Raw genomic sequence first — 18326 nt, forward strand, 5'->3', positions numbered from 1 at the left:
TGCCGCACGAGATGAGGACGTGGGTTGCCCAAGTCTGCCCGCACTGAAGAGAAGGATCCCGAGGGGCGCATGCCGCTCGTGGAGCATCTTCGTGAGCTGCGCAACCGGCTGACGAAGGGGATCCTCGCGATCATCGCCTTCTCGATCGTGGCCGCGATCTACAGCGAGCCGATCATGACGTTCTTCGCGAGTACCGTTCCCGCGTGCGAGGAGGGGTTCCAGGAGAGCGACGGCGGCAACTGCGCCCTTGTCTCCTTCAACACGATCACCGCGCCCTTCACCACCACGATCCGGGTCAGCCTCACCGCCGGCATCATCGCGTCCAGCCCGTTCTGGCTGTACCAGCTCTGGGCCTTCATCGCTCCCGGTCTGCACAAGAGCGAGAAGAAGTACACGTACGGGTTCGTCGCGACCGCCGTACCCCTCTTCGCGGCCGGTGCCTATCTGGCCTACGTCATCCTGCCCATCAGCCTCAAGGTCCTCCTCAGCCTGACGCCGACCGGCTCGTCGAACATCCTCTCCCTCGAAGAGGTCATCGACTTCACCACGCGCATGGTGCTGGTCTTCGGGCTCGCCTTCGAGCTGCCCCTCGTCCTGGTCATGCTCAACATGACGGGCGTCGTCACCGGCCGCCGGATGGTCGGGTGGTGGCGTGGGGTCGTCATGGGCGTGTTCGTCTTCGGCGCGGTCGTCACCCCGACCACCGACCCCATCGGCATGCTCGCGCTGGCCGGACCGATCATCGTCCTCTACTTCGGCGCCGTGGGCTTCTCCCTGCTGAACGACCGGCGCCGGCGCCGCAACAACCCCGACGCCGATCTGGACGACGACGAGGCGTCCGAACTGGACCACACCCCGGAGAGCGTCGGGAGCGTCGAGCCGGTCGCCTCGGTGCCCGCCCTCCCCGAGCAGGCGGACAGCAGCCGCACCAGCCGCGTCAACGGCTACGACGACATCACCTGATCCGGACGGACCGCACCGCGCCGCACCGCGCCCGACCGTGACCCGTGGGACCCGACCGTGACCAGTGAGATCAGCCTGTTCGTCAATCCCACCGCCGGGCGCGGCCGGGGCGCGCGAGCCGCGCAGCCAGCCGCCCGGGCGCTCAGGGAGGCGGGATACTCCGTCCGTACGGTGCTGGGATCCGACGCCGAGGACGCCCTGCGGCGCGCACGCGCCGCCGTCGCCGCGGGCACCGGCGCGCTGATCGCCGTCGGCGGCGACGGACTGGTCTCCCTCGCCCTCCAGGCCGTGGCCGGGACGGACACCCCGCTCGGCGTCGTCGCCGTCGGTACGGGGAACGACTTCGGCCGCTCCCTCGGCCTGCCGGTCCGGGACCCCGCGGCGGCCGGCCGTCTCGCGGCCGACGCGCTCAAGAACAACGGGATCCGGGACGTGGACCTCGGACGGGTCGCGGGGAGGTGGTACGGCACCGTCCTCGCCTCCGGATTCGACTCACGCGTCAACGACCGCGGCAACCGCATGCGTTGGCCCAGCGGCCGCGCCAAGTACGACCTGGCGATGGTCGCCGAACTCGCCGCCTTCAGGCCCGCCCCGTACCGCATGACCCTGGACGACGGCACCGAGCGGGAGATCGAGGCGACGCTGGTCGCCGTCGGCAACGGCCCCTCCTACGGAGGCGGCATGCGGATCTGCGCCGGCGCCGCCATGGACGACGGTCTCTTCGACGTGACCGTCGTCGGCGACTGCACCCGCGCCACCCTGCTGAAGGTCTTTCCGCGCGTGTACCGGGGAACGCATCTGAGCCACCCCAAGGTCACCGTCCACCGCACCTCGAAGATCACTCTGGCCGCCCCCGGGCTCACCGGCTACGCCGACGGGGAGCCGCTCGGGCCGCTGCCGCTCACCGCCGAGTGCGTCTCCGGGGCCGTACGGGTACTGACCGCCGGCCCCTGACGGGCGTCCGCCAGCTCACCCATAAAGATCGCCTGACTGTCGGAGGGGACGGGTAGGCTCGTGAGCAAGATGACAGAGGACCTCACACCGGCCGAGCGTTACGCCGCAGCCCGGATCCGCGCAGCCGAGCAGGCCACCGCCCTCGCGCCGTTCCGCGAGATGTACGAATTCGGCCTCGACCCGTTCCAGATCGAGGCATGCCGGGCGCTGGAGTCCGGCAAGGGCGTCCTGGTCGCGGCGCCCACCGGCTCGGGCAAGACGATCGTCGGCGAGTTCGCCGTGCACCTGGCCCTCGCCGAGGGCCGTAAATGCTTCTACACCACGCCCATCAAGGCGCTGTCCAACCAGAAGTACGCGGACCTGGCGAAACGCTACGGCGCCGACAAGGTCGGTCTGCTCACCGGTGACAACAGCGTCAACGCGGACGCCCCGGTCGTCGTGATGACCACCGAGGTCCTGCGCAACATGCTCTACGCGGGCTCGCAGTCGCTCAGCGGCCTCGGCTACGTCGTGATGGACGAGGTGCACTACCTCTCCGACCGCTTCCGCGGCGCCGTCTGGGAAGAGGTGATCATCCACCTCCCCGAGTCCGTGACCCTGGTGTCCCTGTCGGCGACCGTCTCCAACGCCGAGGAGTTCGGTGACTGGCTGGACACCGTCCGTGGCAGCACCGAGGTGATCGTCTCCGAGCACCGCCCCGTACCGCTGTGGCAGCACGTCTTCGCCGGCCGCCGGATGTACGACCTCTTCGAGGAGAGCACCGACCACGGAGGCCGCGGGGGGACCCGCCGCGAGGTCAACCCCGACCTGGTCCGGCTGGCCCGGATGGAGAACCAGCGGACGTACAACCCCCGGGAGCGCCGCCGCGGCAAGATGGTCCGCGAGGCCGACCGGGAGCGCGAGCGGAGACAGCGCAGCCGGATCTGGACCCCGGGCAGGCCCGAGGTCATCGAACGGCTCGACGCCGAGGACCTGCTGCCCGCCATCACCTTCATCTTCAGCCGGGCCGGCTGCGAGGCCGCCGTACAGCAGTGCATGTACGCGGGGCTGCGGCTCAACGACGACAGCAGGCGGGCCAGGGTCCGGGAGATCGTGGAGCAGCGCACGGCGTCGATCCCCACCGAGGATCTGCACGTCCTCGGGTACTACGAGTGGCTGGAGGGCCTGGAGCGCGGCATCGCCGCCCACCACGCCGGCATGCTGCCCACGTTCAAGGAAGTCGTCGAGGAACTGTTCGTGCGCGGGCTGGTGAAGGCCGTGTTCGCCACGGAGACCCTGGCGCTCGGCATCAACATGCCGGCCAGGTCGGTCGTCCTGGAGAAGCTCGTCAAGTGGAACGGCGAGCAGCACGCGGACATCACACCCGGTGAGTACACCCAGCTGACCGGCCGCGCCGGGCGGCGCGGCATCGACGTCGAGGGCCACGCGGTGGTCCTGTGGCAGCGCGGCATGGACCCGGGCGCGCTCGCCGGCCTCGCGGGCACCCGCACCTATCCGCTGCGCTCCAGCTTCCGGCCGTCGTACAACATGGCGGTCAATCTGGTCCAGCAGTTCGGCCGGCACCGCTCGCGCGAGCTGCTGGAGACCTCGTTCGCGCAGTTCCAGGCGGACAAGTCCGTCGTCGGGATCTCCCGGCAGGTCCAGCGGAACGAAGAGGGGATGGAGGGCTACCGGGCGGGCATGACCTGCCACCTGGGGGACTTCGAGGAGTACGCGCGGCTGCGCCGCGACCTCAAGGACCGCGAGACGGAGCTGGCCAAGCAGGGGGCCGTGCAGCGTCGGGCCGCCGCCGCGTCCTCCCTGGAGAAGCTCAAGGCGGGCGATGTCATCCACGTCCCCACCGGCAAGTTCGCCGGTCTGGCCCTGGTGCTCGACCCCGGACTGCCGGCGGGGCGGGCCAACGGACACCGGGGCGTGGAGTACCACGACGGCCCCAGGCCCCTGGTCCTGACCGCCGAGCGGCAGGTCAAGCGGCTCGCGGCGATGGACTTCCCCGTGCCGGTCGAGGCGCTGGACCGGATGCGGATCCCCAAGAGCTTCAACCAGCGTTCGCCGCAGTCACGCCGTGACCTGGCGTCCGCGCTGCGCACGAAGGCCGGTCATGTCGTCCCGGGGCGGCACCGCAGAGGGCGCGCGCCGGCGGCCGACGACCGTGAGATCGCCAGGCTGCGCACCGCTCTGCGCGCGCACCCCTGCCACGGCTGCGACGAGCGCGAGGACCACGCGCGCTGGGCCGAGCGCTACCACCGGCTGCAACGGGACACCCGTCAGCTGGAGCGGCGGATCGAGGGCCGTACGAACACCATCGCCCGCACCTTCGACCGGATCGTCGCCCTCCTCACGGAGATGGACTATCTGCGGGGTGACGAGGTCACGGGCAACGGGAAGCGGCTCGCGCGGCTCTACGGCGAGCTGGATCTGCTCGCCAGCGAGTGCCTGCGCGAGGGTGTGTGGGAGGGGCTCTCCCCGGCGGAACTGGCCGCGTGCGTCTCGGCGCTGGTCTTCGAGGCACGGCAGGCGGACGACGCGGTGGCGCCGAGGCTGCCCAGCGGCGCGGCGAAGACGGCGCTCGGCGAGATGGTCCGTATCTGGGGCCGGCTGGACGCGCTTGAGGAGGACTTCAAGATCAATCAGGCGGAGGGGGTCGGGCAGCGTGAGCCCGATCTCGGCTTCGCCTGGGCCGTGCACATGTGGGCGTCGGGCAAGGGCCTCGACGAGGTGCTGCGGGACGCCGAGATGCCGGCGGGTGACTTCGTCCGCTGGTGCAAGCAGGTGATCGACGTCCTCGGACAGATCGCCGCGGCGGCGCCCCGCGAGAACAGCACGGTCGCGAAGAACGCGCGCAAGGCGGTCGACGGGGTGCTGCGCGGGGTGGTGGCGTACAGCTCGGTGGGGTGACGGGGCGCGCCTGCCGGGACCGGCCCGCCGGTGAGGTGACGGCGGGCGGGGAGTCGTCCAGTCCAGTGATCTGACGGCCACGTGCGAGTGAACAGGTCGGTTACTCAAGGTAGTTGATGCGAGACTCACCGTGTGCACCGATTCCGGTGTCCGGGTTCCACGCACTCAACAAGGAGCAGCCGCATGCGCGTTCGTCAGTCCCTCCCCGCCCTCGTCGGCGCTGTCGCCATGGTCCTGGGCATGTCCACCGCCGCGTCCGCCGCGCCGTCGGCCGCCGCGACCCCGTGCGGGTACTACTCGACGTCCAGCGACTCCTACTACAACCACTGCACCAGTGACGGCTCACGCGTCGTCATCGAGGTGGAGGTGTCGGGCTGGAACTACGAGCAGTGCGTGGGCCCCGGCGTCACCTGGCTCGGCTCGAAGAGCAAGGTCAGTGACGCGTGGTACGTCGGCCGCACCTGCTGACGCCGGGTCCCCGAGCCGCTGATTCGCCGGAGGGTCCGGACGCCATGGCGTCCGGACCCTCCCGCGTGCCGGGGCCGTTCGGTGTCAGGCCGTCAGCAGCTCGGCGAGCCGCGCCAGCTCGGGCGTACGCAGCACCCGGTCGCCGTATCCGGGCAGAGGCACATGGAGCGGGTCGGTCCAGCGGCGGGGGATCGCGCCGAAGCCGTACACGGCGCCGGCGAGCGCGCCGGTGACGGCCGCGACCGTGTCCGTGTCGCCGCCCAGATCGATCGCCGCCGCCAGCGAGTCCTCGTACGAGCCGGTCGTCCGCAGCGCCCAGAGGGCCGAGCCGAGACATGGCCAGACGGCTCCGTTGAACTCCGTAGCGTCGTCGGGGTGCCAGCCGGGGGCGAGCACGGTGGCCCAGCGCGGACGGTGCTCCTCGCTCACGTCGTCGAGGACGCCGGGGACGGCGGGGAGCGGGTCGCCGCCGTCGAGTGCGACCCGGATCAGCTCGTGCAGGACGGCGGTGCCCTCCCAGGCCGCGGCGTCGCCGTGGGTGAGGGCCGCGATACGCCGGGCGGCCGACATGGTGGCCTCGCGGCCCGCCGCCGCGAAGTGCACGGCGGGGGTGGCGGCGCGCATCAACGAGCCGTTGCCGGCGGCCCGCCCGGAGCGCTGGAAGTGGATCGGGGCGGCGAGGTCCCACGGGTCGCCGCTCATCAGGACCTCTTCGGTCTGGAGCCCGATGTCCTTGGGGCCGGCCGCCGCCCAGCGGCGGAACCGGTCGAAGACGTCCGGCAGGTCGAGACCCCCGCACTCCAGCAGGGACTCGCCGATCAGCACCGCCATCTGCGTGTCGTCGGTCGCCTCGCCCGGCTCCCAGCCGCCGCCTCCGCACAGCTCGCCCGAACCGTCCGGGAAGCGGGCGGTGAACGCGCCGGCCGGGCCGAACTCGAAGGGTGCCCCGAGCGCGTCGCCGACGGCCGAGCCGACGACCGCTCCGAGCACCCGGTCACGTCGAGCCGCGCCGTCCGGGGAGGGCGGCTGGTCCACGGAAGTCATCCGGCCAGCATAGGCAGGCCGGACAACAACCGTGGACGGGGGACTACTTCGGCATCAGCACCGTGTCGATGATGTGCACCGTGGCGTTGGCCGTGGGGACGTCACCGCAGACGACGGCCGCCGAGTCGTTCACCTTGTACGAGTCGCCGGAGCCCGCCGTGGTCAGCGTGCTCTTCTGGAGGGTGTCGTACGTGCCGCTCTCCAGCTGCTTCTTGGCCAGCTTCTCGCCCACGACGTGGTAGGTGAGGATCTTGGTGAGCATCTCCTTGTCGGCGAGGACGGCGTCCAGGTCGGCCTTCGGGATCTTGGCGAAGGCGTCGTTGGTGGGCGCGAACACCGTGATGTTCTCGGCCGAGTTGAGCGTGTCGACGAGGCCGGCCTTCTTCACCGCGGTGACCAGGGTGGAGAGCTCCGGGTTGTTGGACGCGGCGGTCGCGACCGGGTCCTGGCCCATGCCCTCGAAGCTGCCCGGTCCGGTCTTCGGCACCGACGCACAGGCCGGACCGAACGGACCGGCGGCCGTGTCGCCCGCCGCGTCGTCGGCCGTCTCCTCCGGGGCGGCCGTGTCCTCGGCCGCCGAGGAGGACTCCGCCTTGCTGTCCTTGTCGTCGCTGGAGCAGGAGGTGAGCGCCAGCGGAAGGGCGACGGCGGCGACGACGGTGACGGCGGCACGCTGGAAACGGGTGATCTTCATGTCAATCTCCTTGGAAAACGGTGCTGTTCATGCAGGGGACGGCACGGATGTGCCGGGGTCCGACGGGCTTGCGGTACTCGGTGTGAGGGCTCAGTCGACGGCGACCACCACCGAGTGCCAGCCGGTCGCGCCGTTGGGTACGGTCCCCACGCGCTTGTCGGTCTGTGTGTCGCCGTTCCGGTCGGTCGCGCGGACCTCGAGCGTGTGGTTGCCGGAGGTGGCGGGCCACTCCCACGTCCACTGGCGCCAGGTGTCCGCGCTGTCCTCGGCGGCGAGCTTCGCCGGGTTCCACTCGCCGCCGTCCACGCGCACCTCGACCCGCTCGATACCGCGGTGCTGCGCCCAGGCGACTCCGGCGACGGGCACCGTGCCCGCCTTGGGTGAGGCGAAGGGGCGCGGCGTGTCGATCCGCGACTGGGTCTTGATGGGTGCCTCACGGGACCAGTCACGCTTGACCCAGTACGCGTCGTACTCGTCGAACGTGGTGAGTTCGATGTCCTCCAGCCACTTGCACGCCGACACGTATCCGTAGAGGCCGGGGACGACCATCCGGACCGGGAAGCCGTGGTCGAACGGCAGCGGCTCGCCGTTCATGCCCACCGCGAGTATCGCGTCGCGTCCGTCCATGACCGTCTCGACCGGGGTGCCGATGGTCATGCCGTCCACGGAGCGGGACACCAACTGGTCGGCCGGCCCGCCCTTCGACGGCGGTTTCACACCGGCCTCGCGCAGCAGATCGGCCAGCGGGACGCCGATCCAGCGGGCGTTGCCCACGTAGGGGCCGCCGACCTGGTTGGAGACACACGTCAGTGTGATGTCCCGTTCGATCAGCTTCCTCCGTAGGAGATCCTGGAAGCTGACGGTGAGCGGGCGGGAGACGCCCTTGCCGTGGATGCGCAGACGCCAGCTGTCGGCGTCCACCCGCGGCACGACCAGGGCGGTGTCCACCCGGTAGAACTCCTTGTTGGGCGTGGTGAAGGGAGTCACGCCGCGGATACCCAGATCCGCGCCGGCCGGGACCGGCTTGGCCGGTGAGGACGGGGCGGGCAGGGTGACGGTGCGGCGTGAGGCAGCGGCCTCGGCCGCCCCGGTGGCGTTGAGCCGCCGTCCGAGGAGACCGGCTCCGGCCGACGCCGCGGCGGCGGCCGTCGCGGCGATGACGAAGCCGCGCCGGTCGAAGGTGCCGTGGCCGGTGTCCGCCGTTTCCGCGCCGTCCGTTTCCGTGTCGGTCGTCTCGGCGCCTGCCGACTCCGCGGGCTTCCCGGCGCCCTCGGTGTCCCCGGTCGTCCCGTCCGCCCCCCGATCCCCCTGGAGGGACGGACGGGAGGTCAGCCTGCCGGCCAGCAGATACAGCACCGCACAGGCCGTCAGACCGCCCACGACCGAGGGCAGGGCGTCGGTGAGGCGGCCGTCGGGCCGCTCCAGTGCCGCCGCCGCCCCGATCGCGCCGAAGACCAGGACCGCCGCCGAACCGACCTTCCGGTACCGCAGCGAGGCCACTCCGACCGCCATGGCGAAGACCGCCAGGAGGGCCAGGATGCCCAGTTGCAGCACCAGCTTGTCGTCGTTGCCGAAGTTGCGGACGGCGAAGTCCTTCACCGGTGCCGGGGTGCGGTCGATGACCGCACCGCCGACCGCGGTGACGGGACCCGCCTCGGGCCTCACGGCCGCCGAAACCAGCTCGGCGACGCAGAGCGCCACGAGCCCGGCGATCAATCCACTGAGCGCGGCCAGGGCGCGACGCACCAGTCGTGCGCCGCGCGCCTCATGGCCCGCCCCGCTCATCGGATCTTTCTGATCTTCGCTCACACCGGCCATTCGGTGCGAGATGCAAGGCGGATTGGTCCATCACCCGAAGGAATTAAAAGTAGGACCGGATTGAAGAAAGATCGCTCCGAGACCAATCCATCGGCCGCCGTGGCTCGAATCCTCCACGAGGGGCTGTGCCCGAAGCCGGATCGAAGGGAACCGTATGAGCGGGGAAGGGCCGCGCCGGCGTACGGCGGTCGTGGGTGGCGGAGTCGCCGGACTCACCGCCGCGTACGTGCTGCGGCGCTCGCACGAGGTGTCGCTGTACGAGGCGGACGAGCGCCTCGGCGGCCACGCCCACACCCATGACCTCGTGTCGTCCGACGGCCGGACCCACAGCGTCGACTCCGGCTTCATCGTCCACAACGAGCGCACCTACCCGCTGTTGCTGCGGCTCTTCCGTGAACTGGGCGTCACCACCCAGGAGTCGGAGATGAGCATGTCCGTGCGGTGCGACGGCTGCGGGCTGGAGTACGCCGGTGCCCGGGGGCCGTCCGGCCTCTTCCCGCGCCCCGGCCATGTCCTGCGGGGAAGGTATCTGCGGCTGCTGACCGAGGTGCCCGCCTTCCACCGCCGGGCCCGGCGGCTGCTCGCCGACGACCGGGAGGGCGCCGACGGGCCGGGCAACGGGTCCGTGGCCCGTGCCGACGAGACCATGACGCTGGGGCGTTTCGTCGCGGACGGCCGGTTCTCACCGTACTTCGTCTCCCACTTCCTGACGCCGCTGGTCTCGGCCGTCTGGTCGTGCGACGCCGGAACGGCCCTGCGCTACCCGGCCCGCTATCTGTTCCGCTTCCTGGACCACCACGGTCTGCTGTCCATCAGCGGCTCACCGGTCTGGCGCACGGTCAGCGGCGGCTCGCGCGAGTACGTCGAACGCGTCGGGAAGCAGCTCGACGCCGTGCACACCGGAGCCCCGGTCCGCTCCGTACGGCGCGGCCGGGGCGGGGTCGAGGTCACCACCGAGGACGGCTCCACCCGCCGGTACGACTCGGTCGTCATCGCCGTCCACCCCGACCAGGCGCTGCGGCTGCTCGCCGACCCGACCGACGACGAGAGACGGGTGCTCGGCGCCTTCCGGTACTCGCGCAACGCCACCGTGCTGCACACCGACACCAGCGTGCTGCCCCGCAGCGGCCGGGCCCGCGCCTCCTGGAACCTGACCATGCCGTCCTGCGAGGCGGACTCCGGCCGCGTACGGGTCAGTTACGACATGAACCGGCTGCAACGCCTGGACGCCCCCGAGAACTTCGTGGTGTCGCTCAACGCCGCCGACCGCGTCGGCGAGGACCGCGTGCTCGCCCGGATGACGTACGAACACCCCGTCTACACACCGGAGTCGGTGGCCGCCCAGCGCCTGCTGCCCGGACTGGGCGGGCCCGTCACGGCCTACGCGGGCGCCTACCACGGGTGGGGGTTCCACGAGGACGGCTGCCGCTCGGGTGTCGAGGCCGCCGCCGCGCTGGGGGCCGAGTGGTGAGCACCGGCACCCGCGCGCCCGCCACCGCTCCCGCGCTCTACCCGTGCGCCGTCACCCATGTGCGGACCGCGCCACGCCGCTACGACCTGCGGCTGCGCACCTACATGTGGCTGATCGACCCCGACCGGCCGCCCCGGCTGCCCCGCCCGCTGCGGCCACTGGCCCGCTTCGACACCCGCGACCACTTCGGCGGCACCGCGCCGACCATCCGCGAGGGACTGCGGACGTTCCTCGCGTCGCGCGGTGTGGAGCTGGGCGACGGGCGGGTGGTGATGCTCGCGCACGCCCGCGTCCTCGGGTACGTCTTCAACCCGCTGACCCTCTACTGGTGCCACGGGCCGGGCGGCGAACCCCTCTGTGTCGTGGCCGAGGTGCACAACACCTACGGCGAGCGGCACTGCTACCTCCTCGGACCCGGCGACCGGGCCCGGGGAGCGGATGAGCACACCTTCCGGACGGACAAGGAGCTGTACGTCTCGCCCTTCTTCCCCGTCGACGGCGGCTACCGGATGCGGCTGCCCGAACCGGGGGAGCGGCTGGAGCTGACGGTCCATCTGGAACGCGAGGGGGGCAGGCCGTTCACCGCGACCGTACGAGGCGTGCGGCGTGCGGCCACCCCGTGGGCGGTGCTGCGCACCGCGCTGCGCCACCCGCTGTCCACCGCCGTCGTCTCCGCCGGCATCCGCTACCACGGCATCCGACTGTATCTGCGCGGCCTTCCTGTGCGGCCCCGTCCCCTACACCGCCCCCAGGAGGGTGTGAAATGAGCGTGCACGTCTCACCGCCGTCGCCGGCCTCACCGGAGCCCCCGGTGACCGCGGCGGCCGACCCGGCCGGTCCGGCGGCGGGAGCCGCCGCCACCGCGACGCCGGCGGCCGTCGACGCGGACCGCTGGCCGGACGTGGCCCGGCCGCCCCGCGCCTCGTGGCCGCGGACCGCGATCGCCGAGCGCGTCGTCCGCCGCGCACTGGCCCGGCTCGACCTGCGGGTCCGGCTCGGGGAGAGCGAGACCCTGGGCCGCGGCGGACCGCTGATGGTCGTGAACGATCCGCGGGCGTTCTTCCGGCGGATCGGCGCCACCGGCCTGATCGGCTTCGGCGAGTCGTACATGGCGGGCGAGTGGGAGGCCGACGATCTCGTCGGCGTCCTGACCGTCCTCGCCGAGAACGCGGGCGTGCTCGTGCCCGCCACTCTCCAACGGCTGCGCCGCATATGGGCGTTGCAGCGGCCCGACGCGCAGCGCAACACCCCCGAGGGTTCGCGCGACAACATCAGCCACCACTACGACCTGTCGAACGAGCTGTTCGCGCTGTTCCTGGACGAGACCCTCTCGTACTCCTCCGCCCTCTTCCGCGGATTCCCCGCCGACGCGTCACTGCTCCCCGCCGCGCAGCACCGCAAGATCGACCGGCTCCTCGACCAGGCGGGGGTGGGGCCCGGTACGCGACTGCTCGAAATCGGCACCGGCTGGGGCGAGCTGGCGATCCGCGCGGCGCTGCGCGGCGCGCACGTCGTCACCGTCACGCTCTCCCACGAGCAGCTCGACCTGGCGGAGCGGCGGATCAGGGCGGCCGGCGTGGAGGACCTGGTGACGGTGCGGCTCTGCGACTACCGCGACGTCCGGGGCACCTACGACGCCGTGGTCAGCGTGGAGATGATCGAGGCGGTGGGCGAGGAGTTCTGGCCCGAGTACTTCAGCACGCTGGACCGGCTGCTCGCCCCCGGCGGCCGGATCGCGCTCCAGGCGATCACCATGCCGCACGACCGGTTGCTCGTGTCACGTACCACCCACACCTGGATCGGCAAGTACATCTTCCCCGGCGGACTCATCCCGTCGGTCGAGGTGATGGAGCAACTGACCGCCGAGCACACGTCGTTGCGGGTGGTCGAGCGGGACGGCTTCGGTCCGCACTACGCGCAGACGCTCCGGCTGTGGCGCGAGCGGTTCACCGAACAGGAGGCGCGGGTCGACGCGTTGGGGTTCGACGCGACGTTCCGGCGCATGTGGACCTTCTATCTCGCCTACTCCGAGGCGGGTTTCCGCTCCGGCTATCTCGACGTCCAGCAGATGGTGCTGGCCAGGGAGGGAACGACCCGATGACGGGAATCCGACCGGCGACGGGCAACCCGCCCGCCCGGCTGCCACGACCGCGCACCACCGGGGGCGCCGCCCACCGGCTCCTGCCGCTCGCCGAACAACTCCTCGGCGCCCCGCTGCCGTTGCGGCTGCGGGCCTGGGACGGCAGCACCGCGGGCCCCGACGGCGCCCCGGTCGTCGTCCTGCGCTCACGCCGCGCGCTGCGCCGACTGGTCCGGCAGCCCGACGAACTCGGCCTGGCCCAGGCGTACATCACCGGTGAGCTCGACATCGACGGCGACCTCACCGACGGGCTGCGCACCGTGTGGGGCGCGGCCCGCGAGCGGGGGCTGCGCCCGCCGAGGCTCACCCTGGCCGACCGGGCACGGGCCGTCGGCACCATGGTGCGGCTCGGCGCGGTCGGGCCGCGCCCGCCCGTGCCGTCCTCCCAGGCCAGGCTCGGCGGCGCCCTGCACAGCAAGGCGCGTGACCGGGCGGCGATCAGCCACCACTACGACCTGTCCAACGACTTCTACGCCCTGCTGCTGGACGAGACCATGGCGTACTCCTGCGGCTACTGGACACGGGAGGAGCACGAGGGTCGCAACGACGAGGGCTACGGCCCCGCCGACGCCCAGCGCGACAAGCTGGAGCTGGTCTGCCGCAAGCTCGGTCTCGGCCCCGGCTCGACGCTGCTGGACATCGGCTGCGGCTGGGGGTCCCTCGCCCTGTACGCCGCGCAGACGTACAAGACACGGGTCACCGCCGTGACGCTGGCCGCCGAACAGGCGCGGTACGTGACCGAACAGGTCAACGCGCGGGGCCTGGCGGAGCTGGTCGAGGTACGGCACTCGGACTACCGTGAGATCGCGGCGGGTCCGTACGACGCGGTGTCGACCATCGAGATGGGCGAGCACGTCGGCGACGCCGAGTACCCCGGATTCACCGCCACGCTCCACCGGATGCTGCGGCCCGGTGGAAGGGTGCTGGTGCAGCAGATGTCACGGGGCGCGGTGGCGCCGGGAGGCGGGGCGTTCATCGAGTCGTACATCGCGCCCGACATGCACATGCGCCCGCTCGGCGACACCGTCTCGCTGCTGGAGGGCGCGGGGCTGGAGGTGCGGGCCATGGAGTCGATGCGCGAGCACTACACGCTGACGATCCGGGCCTGGCACCGCACCCTGGAGGAACGCTGGGCGGAGTTCCGCGCCCTGGTGGGGGAGGAGACCGCCCGCGTCTGGCGGCTCTACCTGGTGGGCAGCGCCCTCGCGTTCGAGGAACGACGGATGGGCGTGGACCAGATCCTGGCCGTACGTCCCGACAGGCGCGGGGACAGCGGTATGCCGCCCACCCTGCGGCACTGGTACGAGGAAGGTGATCCGCGGTGAACGGGTATCCCTGGGGCGCCTTCGGCCAGGGCATCGGCTTCGCTGCGCTCGCCGCGCTCGCGGTCATGCTCGTGACCTTCGCGATCGCCGTGGCCAAGGGCCTGCACCGGATCGTCGACATCGCCTGGGGGATCGGTTTCACGGCGGTGGCCGTGACCGGTTATCTGGTGTCGGCGGGGGAGGGGGACGACGCGCGCCGGCTCCTCGTCACCGTGCTGACCGCCGTCTGGGGGCTGCGGCTCGCCGTCCACATCGCCCGGCGCGGGCGGGGGCACGGCGAGGACCCAAGGTACGAGGCGATGCTCGACAAGGCGCCCGGCAACCGGAACCTGTACGCGCTGCGCATGGTCTATCTGTTGCAGGGGCTGCTGGTCGTGCTGGTGTCGCTGCCCGTGCAGGCCGCGCAGTACATCCCCGGCGGCCTCGGCCCGGTCGCGTTCGCCGGTGCCGCGATCTGGCTCGTCGGTCTGCTCTTCGAGGCGGTGGGCGACGCCCAGCTCGCCAGGTTCAAGGCCGACCCCGCCAACAAGGGCAGGATCATGGACCGCGGGCTGTGGAGCTGGACCCGGCATCCGAACTACTTCGGTGACTTCTGTGTGTGGTGGGGACTGTTCCTGATCGTCTGCGACGATCCGGTGGTCGCCGCGGCCACACTGGTGAGTCCGCTGGTGATGAGCTATCTGCTGGTGGGCGGCAGCGGGAAGCGGCTGCTGGAGCGGCACATGGCGCGGCGGCCGGGCTTCGCGGAGTACGCCGCCCGTACCAGCGGTTTCTTCCCGCTTCCGCCGCGCAAGGCGGGCTGACGGAGAACGAGTAGCCGCCCGCCCTGAACAGCCGTACGGCCCGCGCCCCTTGTCATCGGGTGCGGGCCGTACGGCTGTGTTCCGCCGCTCAGGTCGGGAAGTTCATCAGCGCCACGGGGTCGGAGGTCGGGTGCTCCGAGCCGCCCGTCGGTTCGACCGTGATACCCATCCCCGAGGCCGACCCGATGGAACCGGCCATCAGCACCGAGCCCGACGTGGCGGAGGGGTCCATCAGACCCGCGTCCCGCATCGCGCCCTTGTCGTTGAACCAGAGCTGGTAGACCTTGCCGCCCGGCGGCTTCGGCATGCCGGAGGTGATGAACGCCGCCTTGTCCTGGGCGCGCGACACGACGACCGTGCCGGTCGCGCCGTCGGCCAGCTCACCCGTGCTGACCTTGGCGTCGGGCGCGGCGAGCACGACGGCCAGAGCCTCCGCCCGCTGCTGCGAGGCCGACGCACGCTCGCCGGCCTCCTGGGCCTCCTGGTGCTGCCAGACGGCGATCCCGCCGAAACCGGCCGCCGCCGCGAGGCAGGCGGCCAGCGCGAAGCGCGACAGCGCGCGCCCCCTGACGGCCCCGGCCCCGCCACCGGCGCCACGGGACTGCGGTGTCACCTTGGGCGGCTCCTGGCGCTCGGTGGCGATCCGCCGCAGCACCCGCGCCTTCAGCTCCTCCGGCGGGGTGACCGCCACGGCCATTCCCAACCGCGTGGTGGTGGCGGCCAGTTCGGCGACCTCCTGGGCGCAGGCCGCGCAGGCCTGAAGATGCCGCTCGAACTCGGCGCGCTCATCGGCGTCCAGAGCGTGCAGCGCGTAGGCGCCGGTCAGCGTGTGCAGTTCAGCGATGCTCATGCGCTCACCCCCAGGCAGTCGCGCAGCCGGATCAGACCGTCGCGCAGGCGTGTCTTGACCGTGCCGAGCGGCACGGAGAGCAGTTCGGCGACCTCCCGGTACGCGAGCCCCTGGTAGTAGGCGAGCGTGACCGACTCGCGCTGGAGTTCGGTGAGGGTACGGACACAGCGTCGTACCTGCTCGCGCTCCAGGCTGGACTCGACCTGCTCGGTGACCTCGTCGAAGGCCGGTGTCCGGTCCAGCAGTGCCGCGCGGTGCTCGCGGTCGCTGGAGGCCTGGGCCGAGCGGACCCTGTCCACCGCGCGCCGGTGCGCGAGGGTCAGCACCCAGGTCATCCCGCTGCCGCGGGAGGCCTGGAAGCGCGGTGCGCTGCGCCAGACCTCCAGCAGGACCTCCTGCGTGACCTCCTCGGACTGGGCGGGGTCGCGCAGGACGGAGCGGACGAGCCCGAGTACGGGCCCGCAGACGATGTCGTACACACGGGCGAAGGCGTCCTGGTCGCCCCGGGCCACCAGGCCCAGCAATTCCTGCAGGTCCGGCCCCGCAGAAGCGGGGCCGCCGATATGTACGGCTTGTTTCACGCGGCTGTTCCTTCACGGTGCGGGCGGGCTGGCACGCCGCCCGGCGCAGCGGACGGCTTCACCGGGCATTCGGAGCGGGGTGCGCGGCGGATTGGTCCGCTCCCTGTCCGATCGTGCCATGCCTGTTCGTGACCGCCGCCGCCGCGTGTGAGATGCGGATCGCCGTCCGCGGAGTGGCACGGTGCCCGGGCGCACGACGGGCCCGCGCCGTCGCCGCGCGCCTCGCCCGCGCCGGACGGGTCCGGAGTCCCGCCCCCGGGGCGCTCAGCCCGCCGCGCTCTCCTGTTCGCGCTCCACCTGCTCGTTCCACTCGCGCTTGACGGCGCGCCACGCCTCGTCGTTCTGGCCCAGCCGCCAGTAACCGGAGATCGACAGCCGCTCGCGCGGGATCTTCCGGTCGTGCCGCAGATGGCGGCGCAGCTCCTTCACGAAACCGGCCTCGCCGTGCACGAACGCGTGCACGTCGTCGCCGGAGGGGAGGTCCAGTGCCCGTACGGCGGCGACCAGCGCCTCGCCGACGGGACGGCTCCCGCGGTGCAGCCAGACGATCTCGGCCCCGGCCGGGGCGGCGATCTTCTGCTCCTCCTCGACCCCTTCGACCTCGATGAACGCGTGGATCACGGCGTCCTCGGGGGCCCGCTCGATCGACGCGGCGATGGCGGGCAACGCGCTCTCGTCCCCCACGAACAGATGGCGGTCGGCGGCCGGGTCCGGGGCGTACGACCCGCCGGGGCCCAGGAACCGCACCGGGTCACCGGGCCGTGCGGCGGCGGCCCACGGTCCCGCCAGGCCCTCGTCGCCGTGCACCACGAAGTCGATGGTGATCTCCCCGGCCGCCGGGTCCCACTCGCGCACCGTGTACGTCCGGCTGGTGGGCCACTGCTCACGCGGGAAGTCCTCGCGGACGCGGTCCATGTCGAACGGCTCGGGATAGCTGACACCCTCGGGCGCGAACAGCAGCTTCACGTAGTGGTCGGTGAACTCGCCCGCGTCGAGCCCGGCCGGCCCGTCGCCGCCGAGGACCAGTCGCACCATGTGTGGAGTGATGCGCTGGGTGCGTATCACCCGCGCCTCGCGGACCTTCGGTGACTTGCGGGCCTGCTGTGCTGCCACGGCGGTCTCCCTTGACTGATGCGGCCGCCCCCGGACGGGCGAGCGATGCTTAGGCTTACCTAACTTAACATCCCGTCGCCGGACGCACCCCCGGCGCCGTCACTTTCCGAGCACGGTGAGCAGCCGGTGCAGCGCGTTGTTCAGCCCCCAGCGCGCCGCCAGCGCGTCCAGCGTCTCCGGATCGAGCGGCTCGGCGGGCAGCGCCGGGTCGAAGTCCGGCAGCGGGACGTCCCCGGCGACCCGCACCACCGTCGGCGCGACAGCCACATAGTCCCTGGCCACGTCCAGCCGCTTGCGCTGCGAGGGCGTCAGCCCCGAACGCGGATCGTCGACCGCCGCCATGATCCCCGCCAGATCGCCGAAGGCGTCCAGCAGCTTGGCCGCCGTCTTCTCGCCGATCCCGGGCACACCGGGCAGCCCGTCGCTCGGATCGCCCCGCAGCAGCGCCAGGTCGACATAGCCGGAGCCGGTCACCCCGTACTTCTCGCGCAGCCACGCCTCGTCCGTCAGCTGGAGCGATCCGACGCCCTTGAGCGGATACAGCACCCGTACCCCACGGGCGTCGTCCACCAGCTGGTAGAGGTCGCGGTCGCCGGTGACGATGTCGACCGGGCCGGTCGCGGCGCCGGTGAGGGTGCCGATCACGTCGTCCGCCTCGTACCCCGCCACACCGACCCGGGCGATACCCAGCGCGTCCAGCACGGCCTCGATGATCGGCACCTGCGGAGCCAGGGTGTCCGGGGTCTCCTCCTCGTCGGGCCCCTCCGGCGTCTCCACCGCCACGCGGTGCGCCTTGTACGACGGGATCAGATCCACCCGCCACTGCGGCCGCCAGTCCGCGTCCCAGCACGCCACGAGATCGTCCGGGTGGTGGTCCTGGACGAGCCGGGTGACGAAGTCGAGCAGGCCCCGGACCGCGTTGACGGGTGTGCCGTCGGGAGCGCGCACCGAGTCGGGGACCCCGAAATAGGCCCGGAAGTAGAGGGAAGCGGTGTCGAGGAGCATCAGGCGTCGCGTCACATCCCTGATGATGCCCCATCCCACCGACAGTGGCCGCGGACCAGGGGCGGGCCACCGCCGGTGCCCCTCCGACCTGCGCGGCAGCGCCCCGAGTGGTGTGGACCACATAAATGTTTGGTCCATGCAAGGGAGGGCAGGCGCGCACCCGGAGCGAACCCGGGCGCGGACTGTTCTCAGACCGCCG

16 protein-coding genes are annotated in these 18326 nt (G+C 71.9%); 9 read left to right on the top strand and 7 right to left on the bottom strand.

The features are described 5' to 3' along the window. The first annotated feature begins 69 nt into the window (after positions 1–69). The 4 genes from tatC (at position 70) to ACZ61E_RS08700 (ending at position 5283) form a co-directional block, all read left to right on the top strand. On the top strand, positions 70–963 hold the full coding sequence (gene tatC / locus ACZ61E_RS08685; protein WP_469698778.1) for a twin-arginine translocase subunit TatC: 894 nt from the start codon (positions 70–72) through the stop codon (positions 961–963). Between the two features lie 57 nt (positions 964–1020). Next, positions 1021–1917, top strand: coding sequence for a diacylglycerol kinase (locus ACZ61E_RS08690; protein WP_469698780.1), 897 nt, complete (start codon positions 1021–1023; stop codon positions 1915–1917). Between the two features lie 69 nt (positions 1918–1986). Beyond that, positions 1987–4815: a DEAD/DEAH box helicase gene (locus ACZ61E_RS08695; protein WP_469698936.1), complete on the top strand. Its 2829-nt coding sequence runs from the start codon at positions 1987–1989 to the stop codon at positions 4813–4815. Between the two features lie 183 nt (positions 4816–4998). Then, complete coding sequence (locus ACZ61E_RS08700; protein ID WP_469698781.1) at positions 4999–5283, top strand: DUF6355 family natural product biosynthesis protein; 285 nt, start codon at positions 4999–5001, stop codon at positions 5281–5283. 84 nt (positions 5284–5367) lie between these two features. Here the strand turns inward: ACZ61E_RS08700 and ACZ61E_RS08705 are convergent, their stop codons facing one another. The 3 genes from ACZ61E_RS08705 to ACZ61E_RS08715 all read right to left on the bottom strand — a co-directional run bounded on the left by ACZ61E_RS08705 (position 5368) and on the right by ACZ61E_RS08715 (position 8806). Continuing rightward, positions 5368–6327: an ADP-ribosylglycohydrolase family protein gene (locus ACZ61E_RS08705; protein ID WP_469698782.1), complete on the bottom strand. Its 960-nt coding sequence runs from the start codon at positions 6325–6327 to the stop codon at positions 5368–5370. Positions 6328–6370: 43 nt separating this feature from the next. Further along, the gene (locus tag ACZ61E_RS08710; RefSeq protein WP_469698783.1) at positions 6371–7021 is read right to left on the bottom strand and encodes a fasciclin domain-containing protein; all 651 of its coding nucleotides are present in this window, start codon (positions 7019–7021) and stop codon (positions 6371–6373) included. Positions 7022–7111: 90 nt separating this feature from the next. After that, entirely contained in the window at positions 7112–8806 is a 1695-nt protein-coding gene (locus tag ACZ61E_RS08715) for a sulfite oxidase (protein ID WP_469698937.1), read from the bottom strand. Between the two features lie 187 nt (positions 8807–8993). Here ACZ61E_RS08715 and ACZ61E_RS08720 point away from each other — a divergent pair, with 187 nt between their 5' ends. Genes ACZ61E_RS08720 through ACZ61E_RS08740 form a run of 5 tightly spaced genes read left to right on the top strand, consistent with a single transcriptional unit; the run spans position 8994 to position 14578 of the window. Continuing rightward, a complete protein-coding gene (locus ACZ61E_RS08720) occupies positions 8994–10310 on the top strand; it encodes an NAD(P)/FAD-dependent oxidoreductase (protein ID WP_469698784.1) in 1317 nt (438 codons plus the stop codon). After that, positions 10307–11077, top strand: coding sequence for a DUF1365 domain-containing protein (locus ACZ61E_RS08725; RefSeq protein ID WP_469698786.1), 771 nt, complete (start codon positions 10307–10309; stop codon positions 11075–11077). Before ACZ61E_RS08720 ends, ACZ61E_RS08725 begins: the two co-directional genes overlap by 4 nt. Further along, entirely contained in the window at positions 11074–12411 is a 1338-nt protein-coding gene (locus ACZ61E_RS08730) for a class I SAM-dependent methyltransferase (RefSeq protein ID WP_469698788.1), read from the top strand. The genes ACZ61E_RS08725 and ACZ61E_RS08730 overlap by 4 nt, the downstream gene beginning before the upstream one ends. Beyond that, positions 12408–13775, top strand: a complete 1368-nt coding sequence (locus ACZ61E_RS08735) for a class I SAM-dependent methyltransferase (RefSeq protein ID WP_469698790.1) — start codon at positions 12408–12410, stop codon at positions 13773–13775. The genes ACZ61E_RS08730 and ACZ61E_RS08735 overlap by 4 nt, the downstream gene beginning before the upstream one ends. Continuing rightward, the gene (locus tag ACZ61E_RS08740; RefSeq protein ID WP_469698792.1) at positions 13772–14578 is read left to right on the top strand and encodes a DUF1295 domain-containing protein; all 807 of its coding nucleotides are present in this window, start codon (positions 13772–13774) and stop codon (positions 14576–14578) included. Before ACZ61E_RS08735 ends, ACZ61E_RS08740 begins: the two co-directional genes overlap by 4 nt. Before the next feature lie 88 nt (positions 14579–14666). Here ACZ61E_RS08740 and ACZ61E_RS08745 read toward each other — a convergent pair whose 3' ends face one another. The 4 genes from ACZ61E_RS08745 to ACZ61E_RS08760 form a co-directional block, all read right to left on the bottom strand. Further along, positions 14667–15428 carry an anti-sigma factor gene (locus tag ACZ61E_RS08745; RefSeq protein WP_469698794.1) on the bottom strand — a complete coding sequence of 254 codons (762 nt, stop codon included), beginning with the start codon at positions 15426–15428 and terminating at the stop codon, positions 14667–14669. Further along, positions 15425–16009 (bottom strand): sigma-70 family RNA polymerase sigma factor, encoded by a 585-nt coding sequence (locus tag ACZ61E_RS08750; RefSeq protein WP_469698796.1) that lies wholly within the window; start codon positions 16007–16009, stop codon positions 15425–15427. The genes ACZ61E_RS08745 and ACZ61E_RS08750 overlap by 4 nt, the downstream gene beginning before the upstream one ends. 264 nt (positions 16010–16273) lie before the next feature. Further along, the gene (locus ACZ61E_RS08755) at positions 16274–17122 is read right to left on the bottom strand and encodes a siderophore-interacting protein (protein WP_469698797.1); all 849 of its coding nucleotides are present in this window, start codon (positions 17120–17122) and stop codon (positions 16274–16276) included. A gap of 99 nt (positions 17123–17221) precedes the next feature. Further along, the gene (locus ACZ61E_RS08760) at positions 17222–18127 is read right to left on the bottom strand and encodes a 5'-3' exonuclease (RefSeq protein ID WP_469698938.1); all 906 of its coding nucleotides are present in this window, start codon (positions 18125–18127) and stop codon (positions 17222–17224) included. Positions 18128–18326: the final 199 nt, after the last annotated feature.

Source organism: Streptomyces sp. NPDC104581 (assembly GCF_055583685.1).

What these genes read in the sequence shown, in the direction of transcription:
- tatC (WP_469698778.1), top strand. Translation starts at nt 70, where the DNA reads ATGCCGCTCGTGGAGCATCTTCGTGAGCTGCGCAACCGGCTGACGAAG.
- ACZ61E_RS08695 (WP_469698936.1), top strand. Translation starts at nt 1,987, where the DNA reads ATGACAGAGGACCTCACACCGGCCGAGCGTTACGCCGCAGCCCGGATC.
- ACZ61E_RS08700 (WP_469698781.1), top strand. Translation starts at nt 4,999, where the DNA reads ATGCGCGTTCGTCAGTCCCTCCCCGCCCTCGTCGGCGCTGTCGCCATG.
- ACZ61E_RS08705 (WP_469698782.1), bottom strand. Translation starts at nt 6,327, where the DNA reads ATGACTTCCGTGGACCAGCCGCCCTCCCCGGACGGCGCGGCTCGACGT.
- ACZ61E_RS08710 (WP_469698783.1), bottom strand. Translation starts at nt 7,021, where the DNA reads ATGAAGATCACCCGTTTCCAGCGTGCCGCCGTCACCGTCGTCGCCGCC.
- ACZ61E_RS08715 (WP_469698937.1), bottom strand. Translation starts at nt 8,806, where the DNA reads ATGAGCGGGGCGGGCCATGAGGCGCGCGGCGCACGACTGGTGCGTCGC.
- ACZ61E_RS08720 (WP_469698784.1), top strand. Translation starts at nt 8,994, where the DNA reads ATGAGCGGGGAAGGGCCGCGCCGGCGTACGGCGGTCGTGGGTGGCGGA.
- ACZ61E_RS08730 (WP_469698788.1), top strand. Translation starts at nt 11,074, where the DNA reads ATGAGCGTGCACGTCTCACCGCCGTCGCCGGCCTCACCGGAGCCCCCG.
- ACZ61E_RS08735 (WP_469698790.1), top strand. Translation starts at nt 12,408, where the DNA reads ATGACGGGAATCCGACCGGCGACGGGCAACCCGCCCGCCCGGCTGCCA.
- ACZ61E_RS08745 (WP_469698794.1), bottom strand. Translation starts at nt 15,428, where the DNA reads ATGAGCATCGCTGAACTGCACACGCTGACCGGCGCCTACGCGCTGCAC.
- ACZ61E_RS08760 (WP_469698938.1), bottom strand. Translation starts at nt 18,127, where the DNA reads ATGCTCCTCGACACCGCTTCCCTCTACTTCCGGGCCTATTTCGGGGTC.